22 protein-coding genes and 1 tRNA gene are annotated in these 21,396 nt (G+C 64.3%); 17 read left to right on the top strand and 6 right to left on the bottom strand.

What is annotated here, in order from left to right:
• The first annotated feature begins 42 nt into the window (after window positions 1–42).
• The 12 genes from FHW64_RS20715 to FHW64_RS20660 all read left to right on the top strand — a co-directional run bounded on the left by FHW64_RS20715 (window position 43) and on the right by FHW64_RS20660 (window position 11,230).
• Entirely contained in the window at window positions 43–690 is a 648-nt protein-coding gene (locus FHW64_RS20715) for a protocatechuate 3,4-dioxygenase (RefSeq protein ID WP_184529691.1), read from the top strand.
• Between the two features lie 172 nt (window positions 691–862).
• Entirely contained in the window at window positions 863–2,140 is a 1,278-nt protein-coding gene (locus tag FHW64_RS20710) for a phage integrase central domain-containing protein (protein WP_184529689.1), read from the top strand.
• A 77-nt stretch (window positions 2,141–2,217) separates the two neighbouring features.
• Window positions 2,218–2,394: a hypothetical protein gene (locus tag FHW64_RS20705; RefSeq protein ID WP_184529688.1), complete on the top strand. Its 177-nt coding sequence runs from the start codon at window positions 2,218–2,220 to the stop codon at window positions 2,392–2,394.
• Between the two features lie 134 nt (window positions 2,395–2,528).
• Window positions 2,529–2,936 carry a hypothetical protein gene (locus FHW64_RS20700; RefSeq protein WP_184529686.1) on the top strand — a complete coding sequence of 136 codons (408 nt, stop codon included), beginning with the start codon at window positions 2,529–2,531 and terminating at the stop codon, window positions 2,934–2,936.
• A gap of 459 nt (window positions 2,937–3,395) precedes the next feature.
• Window positions 3,396–3,623 carry an AlpA family transcriptional regulator gene (locus tag FHW64_RS20695; RefSeq protein WP_184529684.1) on the top strand — a complete coding sequence of 76 codons (228 nt, stop codon included), beginning with the start codon at window positions 3,396–3,398 and terminating at the stop codon, window positions 3,621–3,623.
• A gap of 183 nt (window positions 3,624–3,806) precedes the next feature.
• Entirely contained in the window at window positions 3,807–4,700 is an 894-nt protein-coding gene (locus FHW64_RS20690; RefSeq protein WP_184529682.1) for a hypothetical protein, read from the top strand.
• Entirely contained in the window at window positions 4,697–4,942 is a 246-nt protein-coding gene (locus tag FHW64_RS20685) for a hypothetical protein (RefSeq protein WP_184529680.1), read from the top strand. The genes FHW64_RS20690 and FHW64_RS20685 overlap by 4 nt, the downstream gene beginning before the upstream one ends.
• Window positions 4,939–5,805, top strand: coding sequence for a hypothetical protein (locus FHW64_RS20680; protein ID WP_184529678.1), 867 nt, complete (start codon window positions 4,939–4,941; stop codon window positions 5,803–5,805). The genes FHW64_RS20685 and FHW64_RS20680 overlap by 4 nt, the downstream gene beginning before the upstream one ends.
• On the top strand, window positions 5,777–7,675 hold the full coding sequence (locus FHW64_RS20675; RefSeq protein ID WP_184529676.1) for a ClpP-like prohead protease/major capsid protein fusion protein: 1,899 nt from the start codon (window positions 5,777–5,779) through the stop codon (window positions 7,673–7,675). The genes FHW64_RS20680 and FHW64_RS20675 overlap by 29 nt, the downstream gene beginning before the upstream one ends.
• Before the next feature lie 188 nt (window positions 7,676–7,863).
• Window positions 7,864–10,656: a phage tail tape measure protein gene (locus FHW64_RS20670; RefSeq protein WP_184529674.1), complete on the top strand. Its 2,793-nt coding sequence runs from the start codon at window positions 7,864–7,866 to the stop codon at window positions 10,654–10,656.
• Between the two features lie 38 nt (window positions 10,657–10,694).
• On the top strand, window positions 10,695–10,976 hold the full coding sequence (locus FHW64_RS20665) for a hypothetical protein (protein ID WP_184529672.1): 282 nt from the start codon (window positions 10,695–10,697) through the stop codon (window positions 10,974–10,976).
• Entirely contained in the window at window positions 10,973–11,230 is a 258-nt protein-coding gene (locus FHW64_RS20660) for a hypothetical protein (RefSeq protein ID WP_184529670.1), read from the top strand. Before FHW64_RS20665 ends, FHW64_RS20660 begins: the two co-directional genes overlap by 4 nt.
• Before the next feature lie 206 nt (window positions 11,231–11,436).
• On the opposite strand, the gene FHW64_RS20655 is transcribed toward FHW64_RS20660, so the two are convergent.
• Window positions 11,437–11,513, bottom strand: a tRNA-Met gene (locus FHW64_RS20655).
• 129 nt (window positions 11,514–11,642) lie between these two features.
• Here FHW64_RS20655 and FHW64_RS20650 point away from each other — a divergent pair.
• Window positions 11,643–12,299 (top strand): sigma-70 family RNA polymerase sigma factor, encoded by a 657-nt coding sequence (locus FHW64_RS20650; RefSeq protein ID WP_184529668.1) that lies wholly within the window; start codon window positions 11,643–11,645, stop codon window positions 12,297–12,299.
• Entirely contained in the window at window positions 12,296–13,453 is a 1,158-nt protein-coding gene (locus tag FHW64_RS20645; RefSeq protein WP_184529666.1) for a hypothetical protein, read from the top strand. The genes FHW64_RS20650 and FHW64_RS20645 overlap by 4 nt, the downstream gene beginning before the upstream one ends.
• A gap of 6 nt (window positions 13,454–13,459) precedes the next feature.
• Here FHW64_RS20645 and FHW64_RS20640 read toward each other — a convergent pair whose 3' ends face one another.
• The 4 genes from FHW64_RS20640 to FHW64_RS20625 are packed head-to-tail and all read right to left on the bottom strand — an operon-like array spanning window position 13,460 to window position 17,969.
• Complete coding sequence (locus FHW64_RS20640; protein WP_184529664.1) at window positions 13,460–14,239, bottom strand: enoyl-CoA hydratase; 780 nt, start codon at window positions 14,237–14,239, stop codon at window positions 13,460–13,462.
• Between the two features lie 51 nt (window positions 14,240–14,290).
• Complete coding sequence (locus tag FHW64_RS20635) at window positions 14,291–16,084, bottom strand: M61 family metallopeptidase (protein ID WP_184529662.1); 1,794 nt, start codon at window positions 16,082–16,084, stop codon at window positions 14,291–14,293.
• Window positions 16,084–16,809: a DsbC family protein gene (locus tag FHW64_RS20630; RefSeq protein WP_184529660.1), complete on the bottom strand. Its 726-nt coding sequence runs from the start codon at window positions 16,807–16,809 to the stop codon at window positions 16,084–16,086. Before FHW64_RS20630 ends, FHW64_RS20635 begins: the two co-directional genes overlap by 1 nt.
• Window positions 16,810–16,826: 17 nt before the next feature.
• A complete protein-coding gene (locus FHW64_RS20625; RefSeq protein ID WP_184529658.1) occupies window positions 16,827–17,969 on the bottom strand; it encodes an FAD-dependent monooxygenase in 1,143 nt (380 codons plus the stop codon).
• Window positions 17,970–18,049: 80 nt separating this feature from the next.
• On the opposite strand from FHW64_RS20625, the gene FHW64_RS20620 reads away from it, so the two are divergent.
• The 3 genes from FHW64_RS20620 (at window position 18,050) to FHW64_RS20610 (ending at window position 20,796) form a co-directional block, all read left to right on the top strand.
• Complete coding sequence (locus FHW64_RS20620) at window positions 18,050–18,931, top strand: MOSC N-terminal beta barrel domain-containing protein (protein ID WP_311733341.1); 882 nt, start codon at window positions 18,050–18,052, stop codon at window positions 18,929–18,931.
• Window positions 18,932–18,999: 68 nt separating this feature from the next.
• Entirely contained in the window at window positions 19,000–20,091 is a 1,092-nt protein-coding gene (ychF, locus tag FHW64_RS20615) for a redox-regulated ATPase YchF (RefSeq protein WP_184529654.1), read from the top strand.
• A gap of 30 nt (window positions 20,092–20,121) precedes the next feature.
• Window positions 20,122–20,796 (top strand): glutathione S-transferase, encoded by a 675-nt coding sequence (locus FHW64_RS20610; protein WP_184529652.1) that lies wholly within the window; start codon window positions 20,122–20,124, stop codon window positions 20,794–20,796.
• Between the two features lie 12 nt (window positions 20,797–20,808).
• On the opposite strand, the gene FHW64_RS20605 is transcribed toward FHW64_RS20610, so the two are convergent.
• Window positions 20,809–21,279, bottom strand: coding sequence for a YqaA family protein (locus tag FHW64_RS20605; RefSeq protein WP_184529650.1), 471 nt, complete (start codon window positions 21,277–21,279; stop codon window positions 20,809–20,811).
• Window positions 21,280–21,396 lie beyond the last annotated feature (117 nt).

Raw genomic sequence — 21,396 nt, 5'->3', positions numbered from 1 at the left:
CGCGCACCGGAACTTGCCCTCGGGCGTGTCGATCCGATGGCCATGCGCAAAGCCTCCCCAGATTCCCCTGTTCGTCTTCAGCGCCGCACGGTGGCTGCCGCCCTGGTCGGCGTTCCAGCGCTCTGGCTCGGTGCACGGGCACAGACACCGCCTCGGCGCCGGATGCTGACACCAGCGCAGACCGAAGGCCCGTTCTACCCCGTCGAGATCCCGAAGGATTCGGACTACGACCTCCTGCGCAACGGGAATCGTCCGCCCTATGGCGGCGGGCATCCTGCCTGGGTCGATGGCACCGTCACAGACATCGCCGGCCGGCCGGTCGTTGGTGCGCAGATCGAGATCTGGCAGTGCGACGATCACGGGCACTATCACCACCCGCGCGACGGCGATCGTGCGGATGCGGGGTTCCAGGGCTTCGGTCGCGTGGCGGTCGGTGCCGACGGTCGCTACCGTTTCCACACGATCCGCCCGGTTCCCTACAGCGGTCGCACCGCTCATATCCATGTGAAGGTGAAGCTCGACCGGCGCGAGCTGCTCACGACACAGCTCTACGTGGCTGGCGATCCCGGCAATGCGCGCGACGGAATATGGCGCAGCCTTGACGAATCAGCTCGTGCGGCGGTGACGATGCCGTTCACGGCCGGACCGGATGGCCTTCAGGCGCATTTCCCGATCGTTGTCGGGGCCTGAGCGGCAGCTCGCCAAAAAGAAAAAGCCCCGCAGGTCATTGACTTGCGGGGCTTTGATTTGGTGGCTCTTCACACTATCGAAAGATCTGGTGGAAGGCGCATAAACACTATATGTTCGGTTGGGTGCGAAATCGAGTTACTGCATCGGTTACTGCACTCAACGTTCGACGAACATGCCACGCAACCTCATCACCTCAGATCTCCTCCTTCGACAAATCAAGCCTGGTGACATTCGTCGCCGCATCTCCGATGGTGATGGCCTCTACCTGCTCCTTTTCGTCAAGGGCGGCGCGCACGGCTGGCGATTCGATTACACCTTCGCCGGCCGGCGAAAGACGCTGTCCCTAGGCACCTACCCCCGTGTTGGGCTCGCCCTGGCGCGCAGCAAGGCCGAGGCCGCGCGCACCACGGTCGCGGAGGGGCGTGACCCCAGCGAGCAGCGCAAGGCCACCAGAGCGAGCCACATCGCGGCCAAAGAGGCGGAGGCGCGAACGGCGGCAGGTTTGCCGGCGCTGAATAGCTTCGAGCACGTCGCCCGAGAGTGGTTTGGCGTGCGCAAGGGCGAATGGGCTGAGACGTACTCGAGCAAGGTCATTGGCCGCCTTGAAGCGGACGTCTTCCCATACGTCGGAACGCGGCCGATTGCGGAGATCGGTGCGCCCGAGTTGGTGGAACTGCTACGCCGTATCGAGGCGCGCGGCGTCGTTGAGACGGCCCACAGGGTCCACATCAGCATCGGGCAGGTCTTTCGCTATGCCATCGCGACCGGCCGTGCCTTCACCAATCCGGCCCGCGACCTCAAGGACGTGTTGAAAAAGGCGGTGGTGAAGCACTTCCCGGCGATAACCGATCCGAAACGCTTGGGGCACCTTCTGCGGGCCATCGATGGCTATCCCGGAACTATGGTTGTCCGCTCGGCCTTGCGCCTTGCGCCAATGGTTTTTGTTCGGCCAGGTGAGTTGCGCAAGGCGAGGTGGGAGGAGTTCGACTTGGAGGCGGGAATGTGGACGGTGCCTGCGGCCCGAATGAAGCGCACGCGCGAGGGCAAGCTAAATGGCGAGCCGCACATCGTGCCGTTGGCCACTCAGGCTGTGAAGGTGCTGCGGGAATTGGAGCCCCTCACGGCGCATGGGCCGTTCGTCTTTCGAGGCGAGCGCCATCATGATCGTCCCATGAGCGATGCCGCGGTGAACGCGGCTCTGCGAGCCATGGGTTTCGACGGCGAAGAAGTAACCGGCCACGGGTTTCGGGCAACGGCTCGGACGATCTTGGTCGAGCACCTCGGCGTTGCCGAGGTGGTGATAGAGGCGCAGTTGGCGCACACGGTCAAGGACACGCTCGGCCGCGCGTACAACCGAACGGAGTTTCGCGTGAAACGCGCTGAGATGATGCAGACGTGGGCCGATTATCTGGATGGACTACGCGCGGGCAGCGACGTTGAGGCGCCGTGACGGGCGTTGATGTAGCGGATTAATCGACTACGAAATATCTCACCGACAGCATCTTTTTCGACTACACTAAATCGCAAATGACGAAGGCCGAAATGGAGAAGCGAGGCAGGGGCCGTCCTGCTTTGGATCCTGCCGAAAAGACGCAGGCAGTAACTGTCCGCCTGACGCTGGCTCAGCGCGAAAAGCTTACGCAGCTCGGCGGTCCGGTTTGGATTCGGGATCGTATCGACAAGGCCAAGTTGCCGAAAGAATGACGCCGCTCCTCGGGGCGCCTACTGCTGGTGGAACAGCGGGCAAGGGATCTGAGGGAATTTAGGCGGCCGGAAAGGTGGTGGAACACCTGACCGACCTAACCACAACGTGCAAACCGTGAGAGGAACCGCACATCATGGCTAAAGCTACTGTAGAACATTTTGTCCATCGCGAGACCGCCGAGGGGAGGATGGGCCTGCGCGAGATTGCGCGCAGAGCCAAATCGCGCAAGCCTTGGATCAGCATCGATCGGAAGACGACTGTAATCGTCAGGACCGACTGGCGATTGCAGGCTTATGAGCGCGAGATCCATGAACCAAGCACGTTCCATCGTGACGAAGGCTGCGTGAACCCTCAAGGGGAAGTTCTATTGGTCGTGCGGGGCTATGGCACACACAAGGTGGATGGCGAGCTGCGCCAAGGCTACGTTGCGTGGAATCCCGAGAGGGGCACCTTCTTTCATTCCGCTGGCGAGCTATTCACCCAGCACGGTGAAGTGCGACATCTGCGCCTGGCGGCTGTCGATGGCAAGCAGGTGAGATAGACGTGACCAACGCGCGCAAGAGCGTGTCCGCCGCCGGGAGAGTCGCTGCGAAGCCGCGAGGGCTTCCTAGGCGGCTGGCCGATCAGTTCACCAATCCTGGCGGCTTCTGGTATCGCGTGCATGACAAGTGCAGGCGTGTCCCGATCTTGAAGGCGGCTAGCTGGAATCGTTGGGAACGTCGGGCATGAGTAGCACCGGCCCGCGAGCTCGGTCGAAGTAGGAGGCCGTCCGCGTGGCGTACCGGTCCGCGCGGCGGATTGGTGGTCCGGCACGCGGCCAGGCACGGCTATCACTGCGCATCCAATCGATTGGCAATGCCGCCTTCGCTCGGGAGAGCGGCCAGTTGTCCACCGATCGGGCGCAAATTGTCCGGTTTCTTCCCTAGAAACCGGACAGCCCTTGATTCACATTCCCCCTCACCCGGGCTCACCCGGGCTCACCCGGAAAAGGAAATAGCAGATGGACGACGATGTGGTGCAACTCCAGCCGAAGGAGCGGCTGATTCGAATTGACGAGGTCATCGGACGCGTGGGAATCAGGACGACCGAGATCTACAGGCGCATGGGTGAAGGCAGCTTCCCGCGCGGCATTCGCTTGGGCCATCGGACGACTGTGTGGCCTGAGTCGGCTATCGACCAATGGATCGCCAATCAGGTCAACTGTGGTTCGGTTGGACAGGGTCGATAGGCGTATGGCTCAAGAGTGGGCGCGCTTTGCTGTGTATCGCAGACTGGGCGCGGGCGCTGAGTGTGTCGGCGATGCAACGCCAAAAACATTTGCTCATCTTTTCCAAGGACCGGACAGCATTGGCTGCATGAATACATCGCCCCTTGAGGCCTCGATTGCGCCTCTGAATGGAGTCTGCTGCTGATGGCAAATCAATGGCTTCGCCTCTGGCATGACCTGCCCAACGATCCGAAGTTTCGGACGATCGCCAAGATCTCAGGTCAGCGGATCGGCGACGTGATCACGGTCTATGTGCACTTGCTGGTGTGCGCATCATCGAACGCAACCGAACGCGGACGAACGCAATCGTTCAAACCGGAAGATGTGGCGAGCGCACTCGACATCGACACCTCACAAGTAGATGCGATCGTGGCTGCCATGCAGGGCCGCGTGCTCGACGGCGAGCATGTCTCCGCGTGGGAAAAGCGTCAGCCATTGCGTGAGGATGGATCTGCAGAGCGGTCCCGAGAATGGAGAGCAGAACAAAAACGCCTGAAGGCGGGGCGAAAGCAGGACGAACAGGCAGATAGAACGCAGGCGAACACCGGCGAACGAAATCGATCGCTAGATAAAGATACAGATAAAGATAAAGAACCCCCTTCGGGGGTGGCGGGGGGAGGGAGTGGGCAAAGCCCAACGAAAGCGGGAGCCATCTGCAGAGCCATCAAGGCCGCGGGTGTGATGGATGTCAACCCGTCAAACCCAATTCTCCGTGAGCTGATCCTGAAGGGCGTCGACGAGGCAACCTTTGTTGCCGCCGCAGAGGTCTGCGTGAAGTCAACGCCGCCGAAGGGCATGGCCTACCTGCTGGGCATCGTGCGCCGCCAGCTCGAAGAAGCCGCTGCGATCTCCTCCGGCGGAGGCATGCCCCAGAAGCCATGGGACACCGATCGCCCGTCAATTGAAGCGAAGGGCGTTGAACTCGGCCTGGGCAAGTGGGACGAGGCCGACCTGAGTCCGAACCGAGAACGCTTTGATCAGTACACGGCGCGCGTGCGGCGCGCAGTCGAAGCCGAGACGGCGGGAGCGAACGCATGAAGCTTCAGATAAATCCAAGGCTCAGCGCGGCCATCAATGCGGCATGCAGGGCGCGAGGCGAGTCCGAACTGCAGCGACTGGCGTTACTGGCCGAGGCGGCGGAAGTGCCGGTCGAGTGGCATGACGATCTGGCCGAACACTTCGAGCTCGAGGCGCGCGGGTCCTCCGGACAGGCCTTGAGTACGGGTAATTCGAGCCGCGCTCTCGGACTGTTCACCGAGGTTGCTAAGGGGGTTAAGTGAAGAGCACCATCTCGATGGACAGCACAACCGAAATAGACCTAGCCGAGGGCCTTCTCGCATCGTTGCTTGGCCTTCTGACCGTTCGCGTGCGATCGGACGTAGCGTTCACTGAAGCGAACCTCGCCGACCTGAGCAACGGGCGGTGCGCCCTGCGCTTCGAGGTCGTGGCGGACGTAGCGGGTGCGAGCGTGAAGGGTGCGCTCGTGGGGGCGAATGGCGGTCCGACACGCGATTTGCTTTCGATGCGCATCGCGCCCAAGTCTGGGCTAGAGCATGGCGGCTCGCGGCCCCAGAAGGCTCCCCCGCTGGAGCGACTCGGGGTGGTGTATGCAGCGCTCGGCGAGTCTTCATTGGCCAGCCATATCCCTTACGAGACTCGACAGTGGCTTAGGCAAGCCATTGGGGAGAAGGTCCGAAAGGGAGGCTCGTTGGATGTACATGCCGGACTTTCAGGCCGCGGCCTGGCCGATGCGGCGACGGTCCTCGACCAATGCAATCGAGATCGTGCACTCTTGCGCGCATTGGATGCTGTCGCCGCGGAAGGGGCGTCGATCGACCTGTGGGCGCGTTGCAAGCGGCTCGCTCCCCTGATTCGCTCTTTTGCCAAACATGATTGGCCCTTGGCCTATGCGTTGGCGCAGGCTCCCAGCGACTGGCCGGGCTACAAGGTGGCGCTCTTCGAAGCCGCACGTTGCGCGCCAGGCAGCACGCGAAGAGATCCGAAGTTGCCGTCGTCGGAAAGGCGCTTGCATCAAATCGCGAAATCAAATGGCCCGTTTTCATTTCACGGGCCCGGCGTGACAGTTCTTGCCGCACATCGCGGAACTGGCGCCAATGACCAACTCGATTCAAATCTTCGCTGACATCGGTGGATCCCTCACCGCCGAGCTGATCGCACAACAACTCGCGAGCTCGGACCGCTCGCGCCCGCTTGACGTTGCCATCAACAGCGAAGGCGGGAGCGTGGCAGACGCGATCGCAATCTACAACCTTCTCAGGGCTTGGCCAGCGGGTGTCGAGGTCAGCATCATCGGCTGGGCCCTCAGCGCCGCAACCATCATCGCTATGGCTGGGCGCGTGATCCGTATCCACGAGGCCTCACTCATGATGGTCCACGCACCAATGGTGGCCGCCTCTGGCAACGCTAGGGATCTGAGGCAGTCGGCTTCAGTACTGGAGCAGGTTGCAGCGACGATGCGGACGGCCTACGGCCGGACCGGACAGAAGCCGGAGGCGATCGACAGCTGGCTCAGTGGCGACGACCACTGGTTCACGGCTCAAGAGGCGTTGGCGGCCGGGTTGGTCGACGAGATCATCGCCGCCGATGCGCTTGCTGCGGCCCCCATCAATGTTTTCGCGTGTAGGCACGCAGTGCCGCCCATCATCAAGGAAAGGATCCAGGCAATGACAACTGCCACTCAAACTCCCGAAGAAATTCGTGCTGCTGCCGTCAGGGCTGAAGGTGAGCGGCGAACCGGCATCCGGGCTTCGTTTGCCCACTTCATGGCCAGCGACGGTGTTGCTGAGTTGCTTCGCGTGTGTGAAGACGATCCCTCTGTCACTGTGCAGGCAGCCGGTCAGCGGTTGCTCGCTCATATCGCGCGAGGCGCATCGCCCGTTGCTGGGCGCTATGTGCCTCCGATGGACGTGCTTCCAACGGGGGACTCGCGCATCTCGGATTTCAAGGCGGCTGCGGTTGACGCACTCCTGATCCGTTCGGGCATCCGGATTGCGAAGCCGCATCCTCAGGCGGCGGACCTCAGGCGGATGTCGGTTGTCGGAATGGCAGAGCGGGTGCTGAGCATGCACGGTCGGAGCTCTGCATCAATGAGCCGCGACGAAGTAATTCGGGCTGCGCTGTCCACGAGCGACTTTCCTTTGTTGCTTGGCAACCTGGCCAGCACCGCGTTGCGCACGGGCTATTTGCAGGCCCCTGCCACTCACGCGGGCTGGACTGGCGAGCGCGAAGTGCCGGACTTCCGTCCCCGCACGCTCGCCATGCTGTCGGCGTCTCCTTCGCTGCTCAAGGTGCCCGAAGGCGCCGAATACAAGTACGGCAGCTTTTCCGAGTCTGCCGAGTCATTCAAGGTCGAGACGTTCGGTCGTCTTGTCAGTTTCACGCGCCAGGCGCTGGTGAACGACGATCTTGACGCCCTGACGTCCACGCCCAGCACGCTTGGCGCGGCGGCGCGGCGCCTCGAGGCCGACATGGTCTATGCAAAGCTTGTCTCGAATCCCGCGATGAGTGACGGCAAGGCGCTTTTTCACGCCGACCATGGGAATTTGGCGTCGAGCGGTGCTGCGCTGTCCGTCGATTCACTCGGCTTGGCTCGAGCGGCTATGCGGAAGCAAAAGGGTCTGGCGGGAGAGTTCATCGACCCTCAGCCGCGCTATCTCATCGTGCCTGTCGCTCTCGAGACGAAGGCCGAACAGTTGCTGAATTCGACCGTGGATCCGTCCAAGTCGAACAACACTGAAAACCTCGAATGGGTTCGCCGGTTGGTGCTTGTGGCCGACCCGCGCCTTGATGCTGCGAGTGAGACGGCGTGGTACTTGGCCGCCGAGCCGCGCCAAGTGGAGGGCATCGTGCGGGCCTATCTGGAGGGAGAGGCGCGCCCGTTCCTCGATCAGCAAGAGGGATGGTCGCGCGACACGATGGAATACAAGGGGCGGCTTGACATCGGCGTCGGCGTCGTCGACTACCGCGGCCTGTACAGGAATCCTGGCGCGTGATGTGCCCGACTCGGCGGGCGAGAAGATAGCCATAGCCCGCTTGGTCTGATTGCCCCGCCTCGGGGCACGCATGGCCGTCACCCCGCGGGCTTTACCGGCCCGCGCGCAATCAGGGGGCGCCCTTCATTTCTCCTTCAGCGGGAGTTTGGGCTTTACGGTTGCGCACCTTATCCCCGGGGGTGCTCCAAATGGCTATCAAGCCGATCCAGATCCTGATCAACGCCAAGGACGATGCGTCTGCGGTGTTCGACAAGCTCCAGAACAAAGTCGCGGCCGTAGGTGCGGCGATCCTGGGCTACTTCGGCATCCAAGCGTTCGCCGGCGTGGTCAAGGGCGCGGCGGATCTTGAAAGCGGCCTGAGCCGCGTCCAGGCCGCAACCAACGCCAGCTCGCAGGAGATGCAGCAGCTGCGCGCCACGGCTGAGGCTGCCGGCTCGAGCACGAAGTTCACTGCGGTCGAAGCGGCCGGCGCGCTGGAAAACCTCGCCAAGGCCGGTCTGAGCGCCAAAGACGCTATGACCGCACTGCCTGCGGTGCTGCAACTGGCGCAGGCTGGCGACGTGGATCTCGCGACATCAGCCGAGTTCGTCACCAAGGCCATCAACGGCATGGGCCTGGCGTTCACGGACGCGGGCCGCGTGGCCGACGTGCTGGCCAAGGGCGCGAATGCGACGAACACCAGTGTTGCAGGCTTGGCGCAGGCCTTGAGCTACGCGGCACCTCTGGCGAACACCTTGGGCATCAGCCTCGAGTCGACGGTTGCGATCATCGGCAAGTTCGCCGATGCCGGCATTGACGCGAGCCGTGCCGGTACCGCGCTGAACAGCATCCTTGCGCAGTTCAGCGACCCGGCGAGCAAGTTTCGCGTGGAACTTGCTGCGGCTGGGATCACGACCACGAACTTCGAGGCAGCGCTGCACCAGCTTGCGAAGGCGGGGCCCATTGGTGAGCGCGCAATTGCGGCGGTAGGGCAGGAGGCCGGCCCGGCGCTGCGGGCGTTGCTGAATCAGGGCGTCGGCAAGCTAGACGAACTCACCAAGGCGCTGCAGGACGCAAAGGGGAGTGCGGCTGAGACTGCGCAGATCATGCAGGCGAACCTCAACGGATCCCTGCAGGCGCTCGGCTCGTCGTGGGACACGCTGAAGAATGCGCTGGCCACGCCGATCCTCCCGGTCCTGCAAAAGGGCGTGGAGCAACTCACGGGCTCGCTCAAGGCTGCGATCGCGGACGGCACGGTCGGCCGGTTCGGCCAAGCGCTGGCCACCGGCTTCCAGAGTGCGATCACCTGGGCGCGCAACTTCGCTGCGAGCGTCAACTGGGGCGACCTCGTTGCGCGCATGAATGCGTTCGCCTCGGAGGCGCAGCAAACATTCGATCGCATCGGCCAATGGGTGACCAACGCCGGCAACGTAGTGAAGACGGCCTATGGCGTCATGGCTGCTGGCACCAACGTCGTGCTGTCCATCATCTACAAGCTGGGCCAGGCGTGGGCCGAGGTTGCGGCGAACATCCAGTCGGGTCTTGGGACCTTGATGGAGTGGCTGTCCAAGATTTCCTTTGGGGGTGTGTCGGCTGCGTTCAAGTCCGCCGCCGAGGAGATCCGCCTTTCGGCGGGCGGTACGGCGGCTGCCGCCAACGCGCTCGGCAAGAAGGCCGGCGAGGCGTTCGATGCGGCTGCGGATGCAGCTCGGCTTGCCCAAGAGGGTTTTGCTGGCTTGGCCAGCGCGACGGACGACGCGGCAAAGACGGCCGTCGGCACCAGTTCCGTGATGACGACTGTGGCGGTCGAGCTGGCCCGGGCTGGCGATGCCGCGGCCGCCGCAAGCGCGAAGACTGGTGCCGCCGCCAGCAAGCAGGCAGAGGCAGCGGATGCCGCTCGCGCCAGCGTCGCCACTTTGCGCGCCGAGTACCAGAAGGAGATCGCCACCGGTAACGTGCAGCGTGCGGCCGAGGTGCTGGTGCAACTGCGACAGGCTACGGATGCGGCCGCCACTGCTGCGGAGAAGAACACGCAGAAGCAGCAGGAGCAGGCCAAGGCCATCGAAGCTGCTTTCGCCCGCATGGGGATTCAGACCAAAGAAGCCCTGCGAGTTGCTGCGGAGGTGGCGCGACAGGATTTTGAGACTATTCGAGACAGCGGCCAAGCGACAGCGGATGCCATTGCGGCAGCATGGGCGAAGGCGGCCCAAGCGGCGATCGATGCGAACGAGGGCGTCGTTCCTTCCTGGGTGGAGGGTGAAGCGGCGGTCAAGGGCTATGCCGTTCAAGTTGATGCCGCCGGCAAGGCCACATTGGAACTCGTGCGAACGTCAGCCGCGCTCAAGGGGCTAGTCGGCGGCTACGATGCGGCGGCTGCTGCTGCCGGACGCTATACCCAATCGTTGCAGACGCCTGGCCCCGGTTCTTTGCCTGGCAGTCGCGGCGGCGGCGGGCCCAACCGTGGTCGCGACCAAGGCTTCAATCAAGCCGAGCAAAATCGTCGGGACGGGTACTCCGACCAGAACGTTTTTATCGTCGATCACAATGCGGCTCGAGCTGCGGAACTTGCTGCCAGCGCTGCAGCGGCGCAGGCGGATCGTGAGAAGCGGCTCGGTGGTCAAAACGCCGTAGACGCGAGCCTCCAGTTTCAACTGCGCGACAAGTTGAAGGCGGGCGCGCTATCGGCAGCCGATCTTGAGAGCCTGATCGCGGTCAGCAGATCGCTGGATCAGCAGAACCAGGTGAACGGCTATGCCATGCAGCACGGGGCCCTCAGTACCGAGGGTATCCAGTCCGCTCGCGAGTGGCAGAACCTCAACGCCCAGTTCAAGGAAGCCATTCAGCGCCTGAGCGCGCCGTCTTCGATGGCTGCGGCGGCCCAGCATGTGACGATTAACATCCCGGGATTGGCGCAGCGCACAGTTCGAACCGATTCGGAGGGTGCAGGGAATCTTGAGGCCCTTTTGCGCGAATTGGCGACGGCCAAAGGAGTGGCAAACTGAGCAACATCATTCAATTCCCCGGGCTGTCGCCCGAGCAGGTGACCCAAGTCACTCGAGCGATCGATGTCACCCACATCGCGTTTGTGCCGCTGGCCGAGCTTGAGCGCGTGTTGATCGAGTCCATAAATACGATGAAGGACCCGACGACTTTGATTCGCGTCATCTGCCGAATCGCTCACTCGTTGCTCGACCCATCGGACACGGAGTCGCAGGCGAGAACGCAGGGTTGGGCGAGTTTGGCGGTCCGGCACCAGCGTGGGCGAGACATGATCGAGATCATCGCCAGGCTGCCGGCCGCGCCTATTCGCGACCTCGCATGATCGGAGCCCAGCCAACCGGCGCCATCGATGGCGTAGTGATCACCGCTGTTTCTCACGAGGGCCTGCGCGTCGTCGTCGACGGCAAGCCTGCGCGCTTGGCAATCGTTCTGGACGACGGCACTATCGTCGCGGCCGGGGCGGCGGTCGCCCGGGAGGCTCTAAACGTCGCGGTGAACTGCTATCGCAACGTGCTCAAGGGCGAGGGATTTCTGAGGGTCTACAGCGGGCCGATCTCTAAAGATTCCGAGGTCTGACGGCCTGGCCATGCCGCCGAGCCACGGGGGTGGATGCAGTAACTTCCTGATGTTGCCATGTGCCCGCAAGGGGTTACTGCGACAGTTGCTGCACAATCGGCCGGAAGTACCCGAATCCATGCGAAAGAAGTCGGAAAGAAAAAAGCCCTAAGTGCTTGATTCACCTAGGGCTTTTTGAAGTTCGCGAATCCTCGCGAAACTAGTGTTGGTGGCTCTTCACGGACTCGAACCGCGGACCTGTGGATTATGATTCCATCGCTCTAACCGACTGAGCTAAAGAGCCGAGCCCGCGATTATAGCCGTTCGGAAGACCTGGTTCTCGCTCCCGGCCGCAACTTTTACGAACTTTGGGCTCTCCGGCGGGAAACCGGCCTGCATCGCGAGCCGCGCGACCTGCGGTAAAAATCGAACGATGTCTGCGACTGCCGCCATCCCGGAACGACTCGACGAACTGCCCGACGACCAGCTCATGCTGGGCTATGCGGGCGGCGATGCGTCCGCCTTCGACCTTCTGTACACGCGCTATGAAAGCGAGCTTTTCCGGTTCGTGCGCCGGCTTCTCGGCGTGCGTCTTGCTGCCGAGGTCGGCGAGGTGTTCCAGCAGACCTGGTCGCGAATCGTCGAGACCCGCGACACCTTTTCGCCGGAGGATGCTTCGTGGCGCGTCTGGGCGTTTACGATCGCGTACGAGATTTCCATCGAGCAGCTCCGCCTGAGCGGCCGGCAGGCGGTGTTCTACGCGCACGATGAGGATGGCGACGGCCTCGATGCCGCACGCATCTTCGGCCTCGGCGCGCTTCGAAGTGGCTCTCCCGATGCGCATCCTTCCGCGGACGAACTGGCTTTCTGGCGTGCCGCGGGGCGCCGGCTGCAGGCCTGCCTCGACGAACTCCCCGATGACCAGCGCGCTGCCTTCCTGCTTCATCACGAAGAAGGCTTCACGGTCGAGGTGCTGGCCCGTGCGCTCGGCGTCGACATCGAAACCGCCAGCGACCGCCTCCGGCGTGGCCTCGATCGATTGCAGGACTGCATGGAGCGCTATCTGACGGTGCTGGAGCGCCACGCATGAGCCCCGACGATACCGGCGACCTGCACGACCCCCGCCTATGGCGGGCCCTGGAACACGCGCCGGATCGGAGCGTGGCGCCCGACTGGCGGGTGCGCAAGGAGATCCTGAAGCAAGCACACGCCGCGATCGGCGAACCCGATCCGGAAGACGCCGAAGCCGATCTCGAACGCGCTGCGCAATCGTGGTGGCATCGCCTCGGCGAGGGGCGCGGCGTCCGCGAGAGGCCGAGACGGCGCTGGCCTGCGGCGGTTGCTGTGGCGATGGTCGCCTTCGTGGCGGTCATGCTCTGGCGCCGCGAGCCCGCTCTCCCGTCCGCGCCGTCGATCGATGACAAGACGGCAGTGGCCGCGAATTCGACCAGGATCGAAGAGTTGACTCCGGCGCCCGCGGCATCCCGGCCGCCGCCGACCGATCCCTCGTCGGTCCCGCTGCTGCCACCGAGCTTCTTCACACCGCCCAAACTGCCCGAGCCGGCACCTGAAGCCGAACCGCAATCCGCGCCCAACCGGGAACCGGTGCCGCCTCCCAAGAAGACTGCCGCAATGGCGCCTGCGACCCCATCGGCGCCTGCTCAGGCCGTGCCACCGCCATCTCCGCAGAAGGCTCAGAAGACCCCGCAGCCGACTTCGCCACCATTGCCTCCTGCAGCACCGCAACAGCAGCGCGAGGCGACGGCATCCGTCAAGCAGCCGCCGGCCGTTGCTGAGGCACCGTCGCCGGCTCCCACGGCTGAGATCGAGCTGCCCACCTTCGATGCGCTTGGAAAGTGGAATCGCATGACGATCTCGAAGCGCGGTGGCGAAAGTCGGAGCCTTGCGCGTGCCGAGGCGGGCGATGTCAGCCCGCTGCTGAACTCGGCAGCGCTTTCCGCGGTCGGGCCGCAGCCGTTCAAGGGCACGCCGGAATGGCGCGTGACGCTGGAGCGCGGCCCCGAAGTGCTGGCGGTTCTCGAAGTCTCAGGCTCGCAGATACGGTGGCGCGAGGGCCACGTGCCGGCGGCCACGGGCGTGCCGTCTGCGGGCGCGATCTCTGCGCTGCGCGATGCACTCGGTCATGCGGTGCAGCAACCGAAGGCTGCCCCGAGCGAACCGCCGATGGAGCCGCCTGGCGAACAGCCCAGTGAATCGGCGGGCGAGCCCCCGCGCAGCCCCTGAGCCGACTTATTCGTGCTTGAAGTTCGGCGCCCGCTTGCTCAGGAAGGCGTCCATGCCTTCCTTCTGGTCGGCGGTAGCGAAGAGTGAGTGGAACAGGCGCCGCTCGAACATCACGCCATCCGACAGGCCGCTCTCGAAGGCGCGGTTGACCGACTCCTTGGCCGCCATCACCGAAAGCTGCGAGTAGCCCGAGATCACGAGCGCGGCGGCCAGTGTCTCTTCCATGAGTTTGTCCAGCGGCACGATGCGGCTCACTAGCCCGGCACGCTCGGCTTCGGCGGCATCCATCATGCGGGCGGTCAGGACCATGTCCATCGCCTTCGATTTGCCGACCGCGCGCGGCAGGCGCTGCGTGCCGCCGGCACCGGGGATCACGCCGATCTTGATCTCAGGCTGGCCGAACTTCGCGTTGTCGGCCGCGATGATGAAGTCGCACATCATCGCCAACTCGCAACCGCCGCCGAGCGCGAAGCCCGCGACCGCGGCGATCACCGGCTTGCGGATCGAACGGATGGTTTCCCAGTTGCGGGTGATGAAGTCGCCCTTGTACGCATCGAGGAAGGTGTACTTGGCCATCGCCGCGATGTCGGCACCGGCGGCAAACGCCTTTTCGCTGCCGGTGACGATGATGCAGCCGATGGCTTCATCGGCGTCGAAGGCCTTCAGCGCCTGGCCGAGTTCGGTCATCAGCGCGTCGTTCAGCGCATTGAGCGCCTTGGGGCGATGGAGCGTGATGATGCCGACCTTTTCGGCTTCGACCCGTACTTCGATGTTCTCGTAGCTCATGCGTATCTCCTTTGTCCTTGAAAACAGATCTGAATCGGGGCCGGTGGTGCGCTAGGGCCGGGTCAGCCACTGCGCGAGCTTCGCGGCGTCCTGCGCGAAGAGCCGCCACGTCGTCACGTCGGTCGGCAAGGTGAGCGGCAGCCGCAACAACCGCCGATCGCGCGCGACCAGCGCCGTGAATTTTTTCAGCGGACCGAGATAGAGCGCGAGATCGTCGAGCCGCGTGATCCGCCAACCTTGCGCCTGACGTCCCTTGGCAGCCGGCATTTCGATGCCGATCCATTCATCGTTGGCCGAGAACCCCGCCTGTTCAGCCGCGCCGTTGCGAAGCACGGCCTTGATCTGGACGGAGCCGTTCGATTCGGCCACGCGCAGCCCCAGTTCCTGGGCGCGCTGCGCCGGATCGTCCAGCGTGGCGACGCCATGGGCGCGGAGCAGGTCGGACAGAGGCAACTCGTCCGTCGAGTGAACCCAGCGCGCGATCTCCTTCGAGAACGATCGCCCGCCTGCCGTCTCGAGCGCAGCGGCGAAATCGGCCTCGTCGATCGGGCCACCCTCGCTCCGGTTCCAGAGGAGGCGCATGACCTGGTCGAGCGTGCCCTTGCCCTCGGCGCGCAGCGTGAGGTCGAAACACAGCGCGACCAGCGCACCCTTGGTGTAGTAGCTGACCGTAGTGTTCGGCGTCTGCTCGTCCTGCCGGTAGTACTTGACCCAGGCGTCGAAGCTGGCCTCGGCCACGGACTGCACGAACCGGCCTGGCGTCTGCAGCACCTGGTTGGCCGTCTTGTTGAGGAGCCTGAGATAGGTGCTGTCATCGACGAGTCCCGCACGGCGCAGCAGCAGGTCGTCGTAGTAGCTCGTGAACCCTTCGAACAGCCAGAGCAGGCGCGTGTAGTTCTCCTGGCCGTAGTCGTAGCGCGAGAAGTCGGCTGGCCGCAGGCGCTTCACGTTCCAGGTGTGGAAGTACTCGTGGCTGATCAGGCCCAGCAGCGTGGTGTAGCCCTCCGGCTGCTTGCGGGCTTCGAGCTGCGGCAGATCACGGCGTGTGCAGATGAGCGCCGTCGAATGGCGATGTTCGAGGCCGCCGTAGCCGTCGTCCACCGCATTGAGCATGAACACGTAGCGGTCGTGCGGCGGCTTGGGGCCATGGCGCTTGCCGACCTTGTCGCCATGCCAGAAGCGCATCTGCGTCTCGCAGATGGTGCGGGTGTCGGCCAGAAGGCGGGCACCGTCGAAGGAGGCCGGTGCACCGGCGACAACGAAGCGGTGCGGCACGCCGCAGGCTTCGAATTCACCGCTCCAGAAGTTGCCCATCTCGACCGGGCTGTCCGCCAGTTCGTCGTAGCCGGAGGCGGCGTATTTGCCGAAGCCGTGGCGGTCGGCGTGCGTCGCCTTCAGTGCAGTGGCGCAGGACCAGCGCGGCCCATCTTTCGGCGTGGCGGGCGCGACGATCTCGATGTGATGCGGCACGTCGGCCTGGCCTTCGACGCGCAGGCAAAGGCTGGTGCCGTTGAAGAAGCCGCGGTCCTCGTCGAGCCATGCGGTGCGCACCGAGTTGTCGTAGGCGCACACCTCGTAGCGGAGCTCCAGCGGCTTGCCGGGCGAGCATTCGAATTCCCAGGTGCACTTGTCGATCTGGCGCGCGGCGAGCTTGCGGCGGCCCTGGGTTGCGCGCAGGTTCTGCAGATTCTTGGAGAACTCGCGCACCAGGTAGCTGCCCGGAATCCAGACCGGCAACGAGACCCGCTGCAGTGCAGCAGGTTCGTTGATCGACAGCGTGATGCCGAAGAGGTGCGCCCTGCGGTCCGCGCACTCGACGCGGAAGTGGATGGCCGGCGCGGCCATCAATTGAGCGCGGCGAGTTGTTTCTCGACCTGTGCCGCGGGAATCGCACCCGGCGCGCGCGTGCCGTCGCTGAAGATCAGCGTCGGCGTGCCGGTGATGTTGTGTTTCTGGCCGAATTCGCGATTGCGGGTCAGCGCGACGGTGTCGCATTCGGCGCCGGTTTCAGGCACCACGCCGCGCTGCATCCAGTCGTTCCATGCCTTTGCCTTGTCCTTGGCGCACCAGATGTTGCGCGCCTTGACCACCGAGTCAGGACCCAGCACCGGATACAGGAAGAGCTGGATGGTCACGTTGTCGACCTTCGTCATGTCGCGCTCGAACTGCTTGCAGTAGCCGCAGTTGGGATCCGCGAACACGGCGAGTTGCCGCTTGCCATTGCCGCGGACGATCTTGATGGCGTCCTTGGAGGGCAGCTTGTCGAATGCCACTTCGCTGAGCTTCTCGATGCGTTCCTCGGTGAGGTTGCGCCGTGCCTTCACGTCGATCAGGTTGCCCTGCAGCAGGTAGTTGCCCTGCTCATCGGTATAGAAGATCTCGAAGCCGTTGATGCGCACTTCATACAGGCCCGGGAGCGGCGACTTGGTGATCTCGTCGATCTTGGCGAACTGCGGGATGCGCGCCGCCAGGTTCTTGCGGATCTCGGCTTCGCCGGCCGACGCGGTCAAGGCATGGCCCAGGGTGAGCGCGGCGAGCGAGGCGAGGAGAGTGCGTGCGAGTTTCTTCATGATGGTGTTCCCGGCATTCATTGCAGGCCCATGGCCTGCCGAGCGATCCAGTTCTTGACGAGCCGTGTGCGGTCGAAGCCGCGCATGCCCCAGTTGCGCAGCGCCGGCAAAGGGTCGGCGCTGTGCGCGAAGAGTTGCTGAAGCCCGTCGGTGGCGAGGCTCATCGACAGCACGCCGGTGCGGCGTGCACGCTCATAGCGGCGCAGGAGGCGTGGATCGCCGACGCTGCGCCAGTAGTCGCGCGACTTGATGACTTCCGCGAGCGCTGCAGCGTCGCCGAGGCCCAGATTCAGTCCCTGGCCGGCGAGGGGATGCACGGTATGAGCGGCATCGCCGGCGAGCGCCCATGCCGCACCGTTTTCGAAGCGGCCTGTCCAGCGCTCGGCAATGGCCCGCTGCAGCGGCCAGGCCGCCCGTTCGCTGGTCAGCTTGAGGGCGCCGAGCGCGTCATGCGTGGCTTCGCGCAGGCCGGCACAGAACTCTTCGACGCCCTGTGCGAGCAGTTCTGGCGCGCGGAGCTGGTCGACCGACCACACGAGTGCGAGCGAGCGGTCGAGCGCATGGGCGTCGGCGGGGCGGTTCGCATCCGCGAGCGGCAGCAGCGCCAGCACTTCGCCCTTGTCGTTGAACCATTGCCGTGCGGTGCCGTCGTGCGGACGCTCGGCTTCGAGCCGCGCGGCGATTGCATGCTGGGGATAACGCGCGACGTCATGGCCGACGCCGAGCGCTTCGCGGGTGGCGCTCAGGCGTCCCTCGCAGATGACCGTGAGCGGCGCCGCGACCGGCGCGTCTACCACTTCGATGCGGGGCTGGAAGCGCACTGCGTCGCTCAGTTGCCGTTCGAGCGCGGGCACGTCGACGATCCATGCCAACGCTTCGACTTTCTGGCGAGCGGCGCTGAACTGGACGCGGCCGCCTTCGTCTCCGTAGACGAGCATTTCGCGCACGGGCGAGGCGTGTGCGCTGTCGGGCCAGGCTCGCAGCGATTCAAGCAGGGACTTGGAGGCGGCATTGAGCGCGTAGGCGCGAACGTCCTCCGCGGCGGGTTTCGTCTCAGGCGCCACGAGTGCCACGCGCACGCGTTCGCGCGCCAGCAGCAGGGCCAGGGTGCGTCCGACGATACCGGCGCCGCGAATGCAAACCTCGGGGGGGAGAGCCATCGCGGCATTGTAGGAGGCCCTCCGGTGGCCGGTGGCATGCGGGAGAATCGCCGCTTCTGAATATTTGGATGCGCGTTCCCGTGAAAACCTCCGAATTCGACCTGCAGGCCACGATCGCCCGCCTTTTCGTCTACCCCGTCAAATCGTGCTCCGGCGTCGAGGTGTCGGAGGCGCTGCTGATCGAGACCGGTCTCGAGTTCGATCGCGCATGGATGGTGGTCGACGAGACAGGCGAATTCGTCTCCCAGCGCGAACTGCCGCGCATGGCGCTCATCCGTCCGCAACTCAAGCATTCCGAAATGGTGCTTCGCGCGCCGGGCATGCTGGCCCTGCACATCGCCTTCGACCGCGTCGAGGCGCCGGCGCGCGTGCGCGTCTGGAAGGACGAGGTGTCCGCCTACGACATGGGCGATCTGGCAGCGCAGTGGTTCAGCGACTTTCTCTCTGAGCCCGGCAAGTCGAGAAAGCTGCGCATGGTGCGCTTCGATCCTGAGGAGCGGCGCTTGTCGAGCCTCAAATGGACCGACGGCGTGGAAGCCCTCAATCAGTTCGCGGATGGCTTCCCGGTGCTCGTCGCCAGCGAAGGATCGATGGTCGAGCTCAATGCGCGCCTGGCGGCGGGCGGCCACGACGCGGTGGGCATCGAGCGATTCCGCCCCAACGTGGTTCTCGCTGGCATCGAGGCGCACGACGAGGACCGTGTCGACACGCTCCACATCGTGACGGAGGAGGGCGAGGCCAGCCTGAAGCCGGTCAAGCCTTGTGCGCGCTGCCCGATTCCCGACATCGATCCCGCGACCGCAACAAGCAGTCCTGAGGTGGGCGACACGCTGCGCACCTATCGTGCCGATCCGCGCGTCGATGGCGCGATCACCTTCGGGATGAACGCGATCGTGCTCGCGGGCGTGGATCATGCTTTGCGCGTCGGCCAGCGCGTGGGCGCCAACCTGCGCTTCGAGTGAATCGGGCGGCCCGGAGACCGGGCGCCTAAAATCCCGGGTTCCCCCAAAGATTTCTGAAAGCATCCGCCATGAGCCTCCAGTGCGGCATCGTCGGCTTGCCCAACGTCGGCAAGTCCACCCTTTTCAATGCCTTGACCAAGGCTGGCATCGCGGCCGAGAACTACCCCTTCTGCACGATCGAGCCGAACGTCGGCGTGGTCGAAGTGCCGGATCCGCGCCTCCAGCAGCTGGCTGAGATCGTCAATCCGGAGCGGATCGTTCCGGCCATCGTCGAGTTCGTCGACATCGCGGGCCTGGTGGCCGGCGCGAGCCAGGGTGAAGGCCTCGGCAACCAGTTCCTTGCGCATATCCGCGAGACCGACGCGATCGTGAACGTGGTGCGCTGCTTCGAGGACGACAACGTGATCCACGTGGCTGGCAAGGTCGATCCGATCTCGGACATCGAAGTCATCCAGACCGAGCTGTGCCTCGCCGACCTGTCGACCGTCGAGAAGGCGCTCGCTCGTCACACCAAGACCGCGCGCTCTGGCGACAAGGAAGCCATCAAGCTCGTTGGCCTGCTCGAGAAGTGCCAGGCCGCGCTCAACGACAACAAGCCGGTGCGCTCCGTCGAATTCAGCAAGGAAGACCGGCCGCTGATCAAGCAGTTCTCGCTCATCACCGCCAAGCCCGCGATGTTCGTCGGCAACGTGGCCGAGGACGGCTTCGAGAACAACCCCTTCCTCGATCGCCTGCGCGAATACGCTGCAGCGCAAGACGCGCCGGTCGTGGCGATCTGCGCCAAGATCGAAGCCGAACTGGCCGACATGGACGACGAGGATCGCAAGATGTTCCTCGCCGAGATCGGCCAGGAAGAGCCGGGCCTGAATCGCCTCATCCGCGCAGCCTATTCGCTGCTGGGCCTGCAGACCTACTTCACCGCCGGCGTGAAGGAAGTGCGCGCATGGACCATCCACATCGGCGACACCGGCCCGCAGGCGGCCGGCGTGATCCACACCGATTTCGAGAAGGGCTACATCCGCGCCCAGACCATCAGCTTCAGCGACTACATCGCCTACAAGGGCGAGCAGGGTGCCAAGGATGCGGGCAAGATGCGCGCGGAAGGCAAGGAGTACGTCGTCAAGGATGGCGACGTGATGAACTTCCTCTTCAGCTCCTGAGCACGCTTCCTGCTTGCGAAACGCGCACTGATGATCACCGTCCACCATCTCGACAACTCGCGCTCGCAGCGCGTCCTGTGGCTCCTCGAGGAGTTGGGCGTGCCTTACGAGATCGTGCGTTATCAGCGCGACCCGAAGACGATGCTTGCGCCAACTTCGTTGCGCGCGGTGCATCCGCTGGGAAAGTCGCCGGTGGTGACCACGGAGGATGGTGTGACGCTGGCCGAGTCGGGCGCGATCGTCGAGACGCTGATCGAGCGCTACGGCCAGGGTCGGCTCATTCCGCCTGCCGGCACGCCTGAAGCGATCCGCTACCGCTACTGGCTGCACTTCGCGGAAGGATCCGCGATGTCGCCGCTGCTGCTCAAGCTGGTGTTCGATCGGATCGAGAAGGCGCGCATGCCGTTCTTCGCGAAGCCGATTGCGAAGTCGATCGCGCAGAAGGCCAAGACCAGCTTCGTCATGCCGAACATCCGGGCGCACCTGGACTACATCGAAGCCGAGTTGGGCAAGAGCCTGTGGTTCGCGGGTGATTCGTTCACCGGCGCGGACATTCAGATGAGCTTCCCGGTCGAAGCCGCTGCGGCGCGTGGCGGGCTCGACGCATCACGGCCCAAATTGATGGCCTATCTCGAACGCATCCACGCGCGTCCCGCGTATCAGCGCGGGCTTGAACGCGGCGGCCCTTATGGCCTTTTGAGCTGAGCGGCGGCTGCTTCAGTTCGGCCAGATATAGAGCAGCGCCACGGTCATCGTGACGTAGCGCAGGAACTTGCCGATCGCCATGTAGACGACGCACGGCCAAAAGGACAGCTTGAGCCATCCGGCCACCGCGCACAGCGGGTCGCCGACGATCGGCAGCCAACTCAAGAGACACGCCTTGGGGCCGAGCCGTTCCAGCCAGGTGAGCGCGCGCAGGTGCGTCTTGGAATGCGAGTACTTGTCCGCGACCTGGTGAGCGCCGTAGCCCATCCACCAGGTGACCGCGCCGCCCAGTGTGTTGCCTGCGGTAGCGACGAACACCGCCGGCCAGAACAATTCGGGATTGAGCTTGAGCAGTCCGAACAGCGCAGGCTCGGAGCCCACCGGGATCAGCGTTGCCGACACGAATGCGGCCATGAAGAGCGTGCTGAGGCCGTACTGTGGCAGTGCGAGAACGCCGAGAAGTGATTCGAGCCAGGCTTGCATGAGCGCCGGAGTATAGAAAGGCGCTCATGCAATGGCGCGTAGGTGCAAGTATGGATACCGACTGTCGCGGACTTGGCATCAGGATGCGCAATGAGTGCAAATCGTTGCAGCCGACGC

The sequence above is a fragment of the Variovorax sp. Sphag1AA genome, from assembly GCF_014192575.1.
Lineage (GTDB): Bacteria > Pseudomonadota > Gammaproteobacteria > Burkholderiales > Burkholderiaceae_C > Variovorax.
Note: the sequence above shows the minus strand (reverse complement) of the source record. Positions and strands in the feature narration are given on the sequence as shown.

What these genes read in the sequence shown, in the direction of transcription:
- FHW64_RS20645 (WP_184529666.1), top strand. Translation starts at nt 12,296, where the DNA reads ATGAGCCCCGACGATACCGGCGACCTGCACGACCCCCGCCTATGGCGG.
- FHW64_RS20715 (WP_184529691.1), top strand. Translation starts at nt 43, where the DNA reads ATGCGCAAAGCCTCCCCAGATTCCCCTGTTCGTCTTCAGCGCCGCACG.
- FHW64_RS20690 (WP_184529682.1), top strand. Translation starts at nt 3,807, where the DNA reads ATGGCAAATCAATGGCTTCGCCTCTGGCATGACCTGCCCAACGATCCG.
- FHW64_RS20610 (WP_184529652.1), top strand. Translation starts at nt 20,122, where the DNA reads ATGATCACCGTCCACCATCTCGACAACTCGCGCTCGCAGCGCGTCCTG.
- FHW64_RS20675 (WP_184529676.1), top strand. Translation starts at nt 5,777, where the DNA reads ATGACCAACTCGATTCAAATCTTCGCTGACATCGGTGGATCCCTCACC.
- FHW64_RS20635 (WP_184529662.1), bottom strand. Translation starts at nt 16,084, where the DNA reads ATGGCCGCGCCGGCCATCCACTTCCGCGTCGAGTGCGCGGACCGCAGG.
- FHW64_RS20650 (WP_184529668.1), top strand. Translation starts at nt 11,643, where the DNA reads ATGTCTGCGACTGCCGCCATCCCGGAACGACTCGACGAACTGCCCGAC.
- FHW64_RS20625 (WP_184529658.1), bottom strand. Translation starts at nt 17,969, where the DNA reads ATGGCTCTCCCCCCCGAGGTTTGCATTCGCGGCGCCGGTATCGTCGGA.
- ychF (WP_184529654.1), top strand. Translation starts at nt 19,000, where the DNA reads ATGAGCCTCCAGTGCGGCATCGTCGGCTTGCCCAACGTCGGCAAGTCC.
- FHW64_RS20700 (WP_184529686.1), top strand. Translation starts at nt 2,529, where the DNA reads ATGGCTAAAGCTACTGTAGAACATTTTGTCCATCGCGAGACCGCCGAG.
- FHW64_RS20695 (WP_184529684.1), top strand. Translation starts at nt 3,396, where the DNA reads ATGGACGACGATGTGGTGCAACTCCAGCCGAAGGAGCGGCTGATTCGA.
- FHW64_RS20685 (WP_184529680.1), top strand. Translation starts at nt 4,697, where the DNA reads ATGAAGCTTCAGATAAATCCAAGGCTCAGCGCGGCCATCAATGCGGCA.
- FHW64_RS20670 (WP_184529674.1), top strand. Translation starts at nt 7,864, where the DNA reads ATGGCTATCAAGCCGATCCAGATCCTGATCAACGCCAAGGACGATGCG.
- FHW64_RS20640 (WP_184529664.1), bottom strand. Translation starts at nt 14,239, where the DNA reads ATGAGCTACGAGAACATCGAAGTACGGGTCGAAGCCGAAAAGGTCGGC.
- FHW64_RS20710 (WP_184529689.1), top strand. Translation starts at nt 863, where the DNA reads ATGCCACGCAACCTCATCACCTCAGATCTCCTCCTTCGACAAATCAAG.
- FHW64_RS20630 (WP_184529660.1), bottom strand. Translation starts at nt 16,809, where the DNA reads ATGAAGAAACTCGCACGCACTCTCCTCGCCTCGCTCGCCGCGCTCACC.
- FHW64_RS20705 (WP_184529688.1), top strand. Translation starts at nt 2,218, where the DNA reads ATGACGAAGGCCGAAATGGAGAAGCGAGGCAGGGGCCGTCCTGCTTTG.
- FHW64_RS20605 (WP_184529650.1), bottom strand. Translation starts at nt 21,279, where the DNA reads ATGCAAGCCTGGCTCGAATCACTTCTCGGCGTTCTCGCACTGCCACAG.
- FHW64_RS20660 (WP_184529670.1), top strand. Translation starts at nt 10,973, where the DNA reads ATGATCGGAGCCCAGCCAACCGGCGCCATCGATGGCGTAGTGATCACC.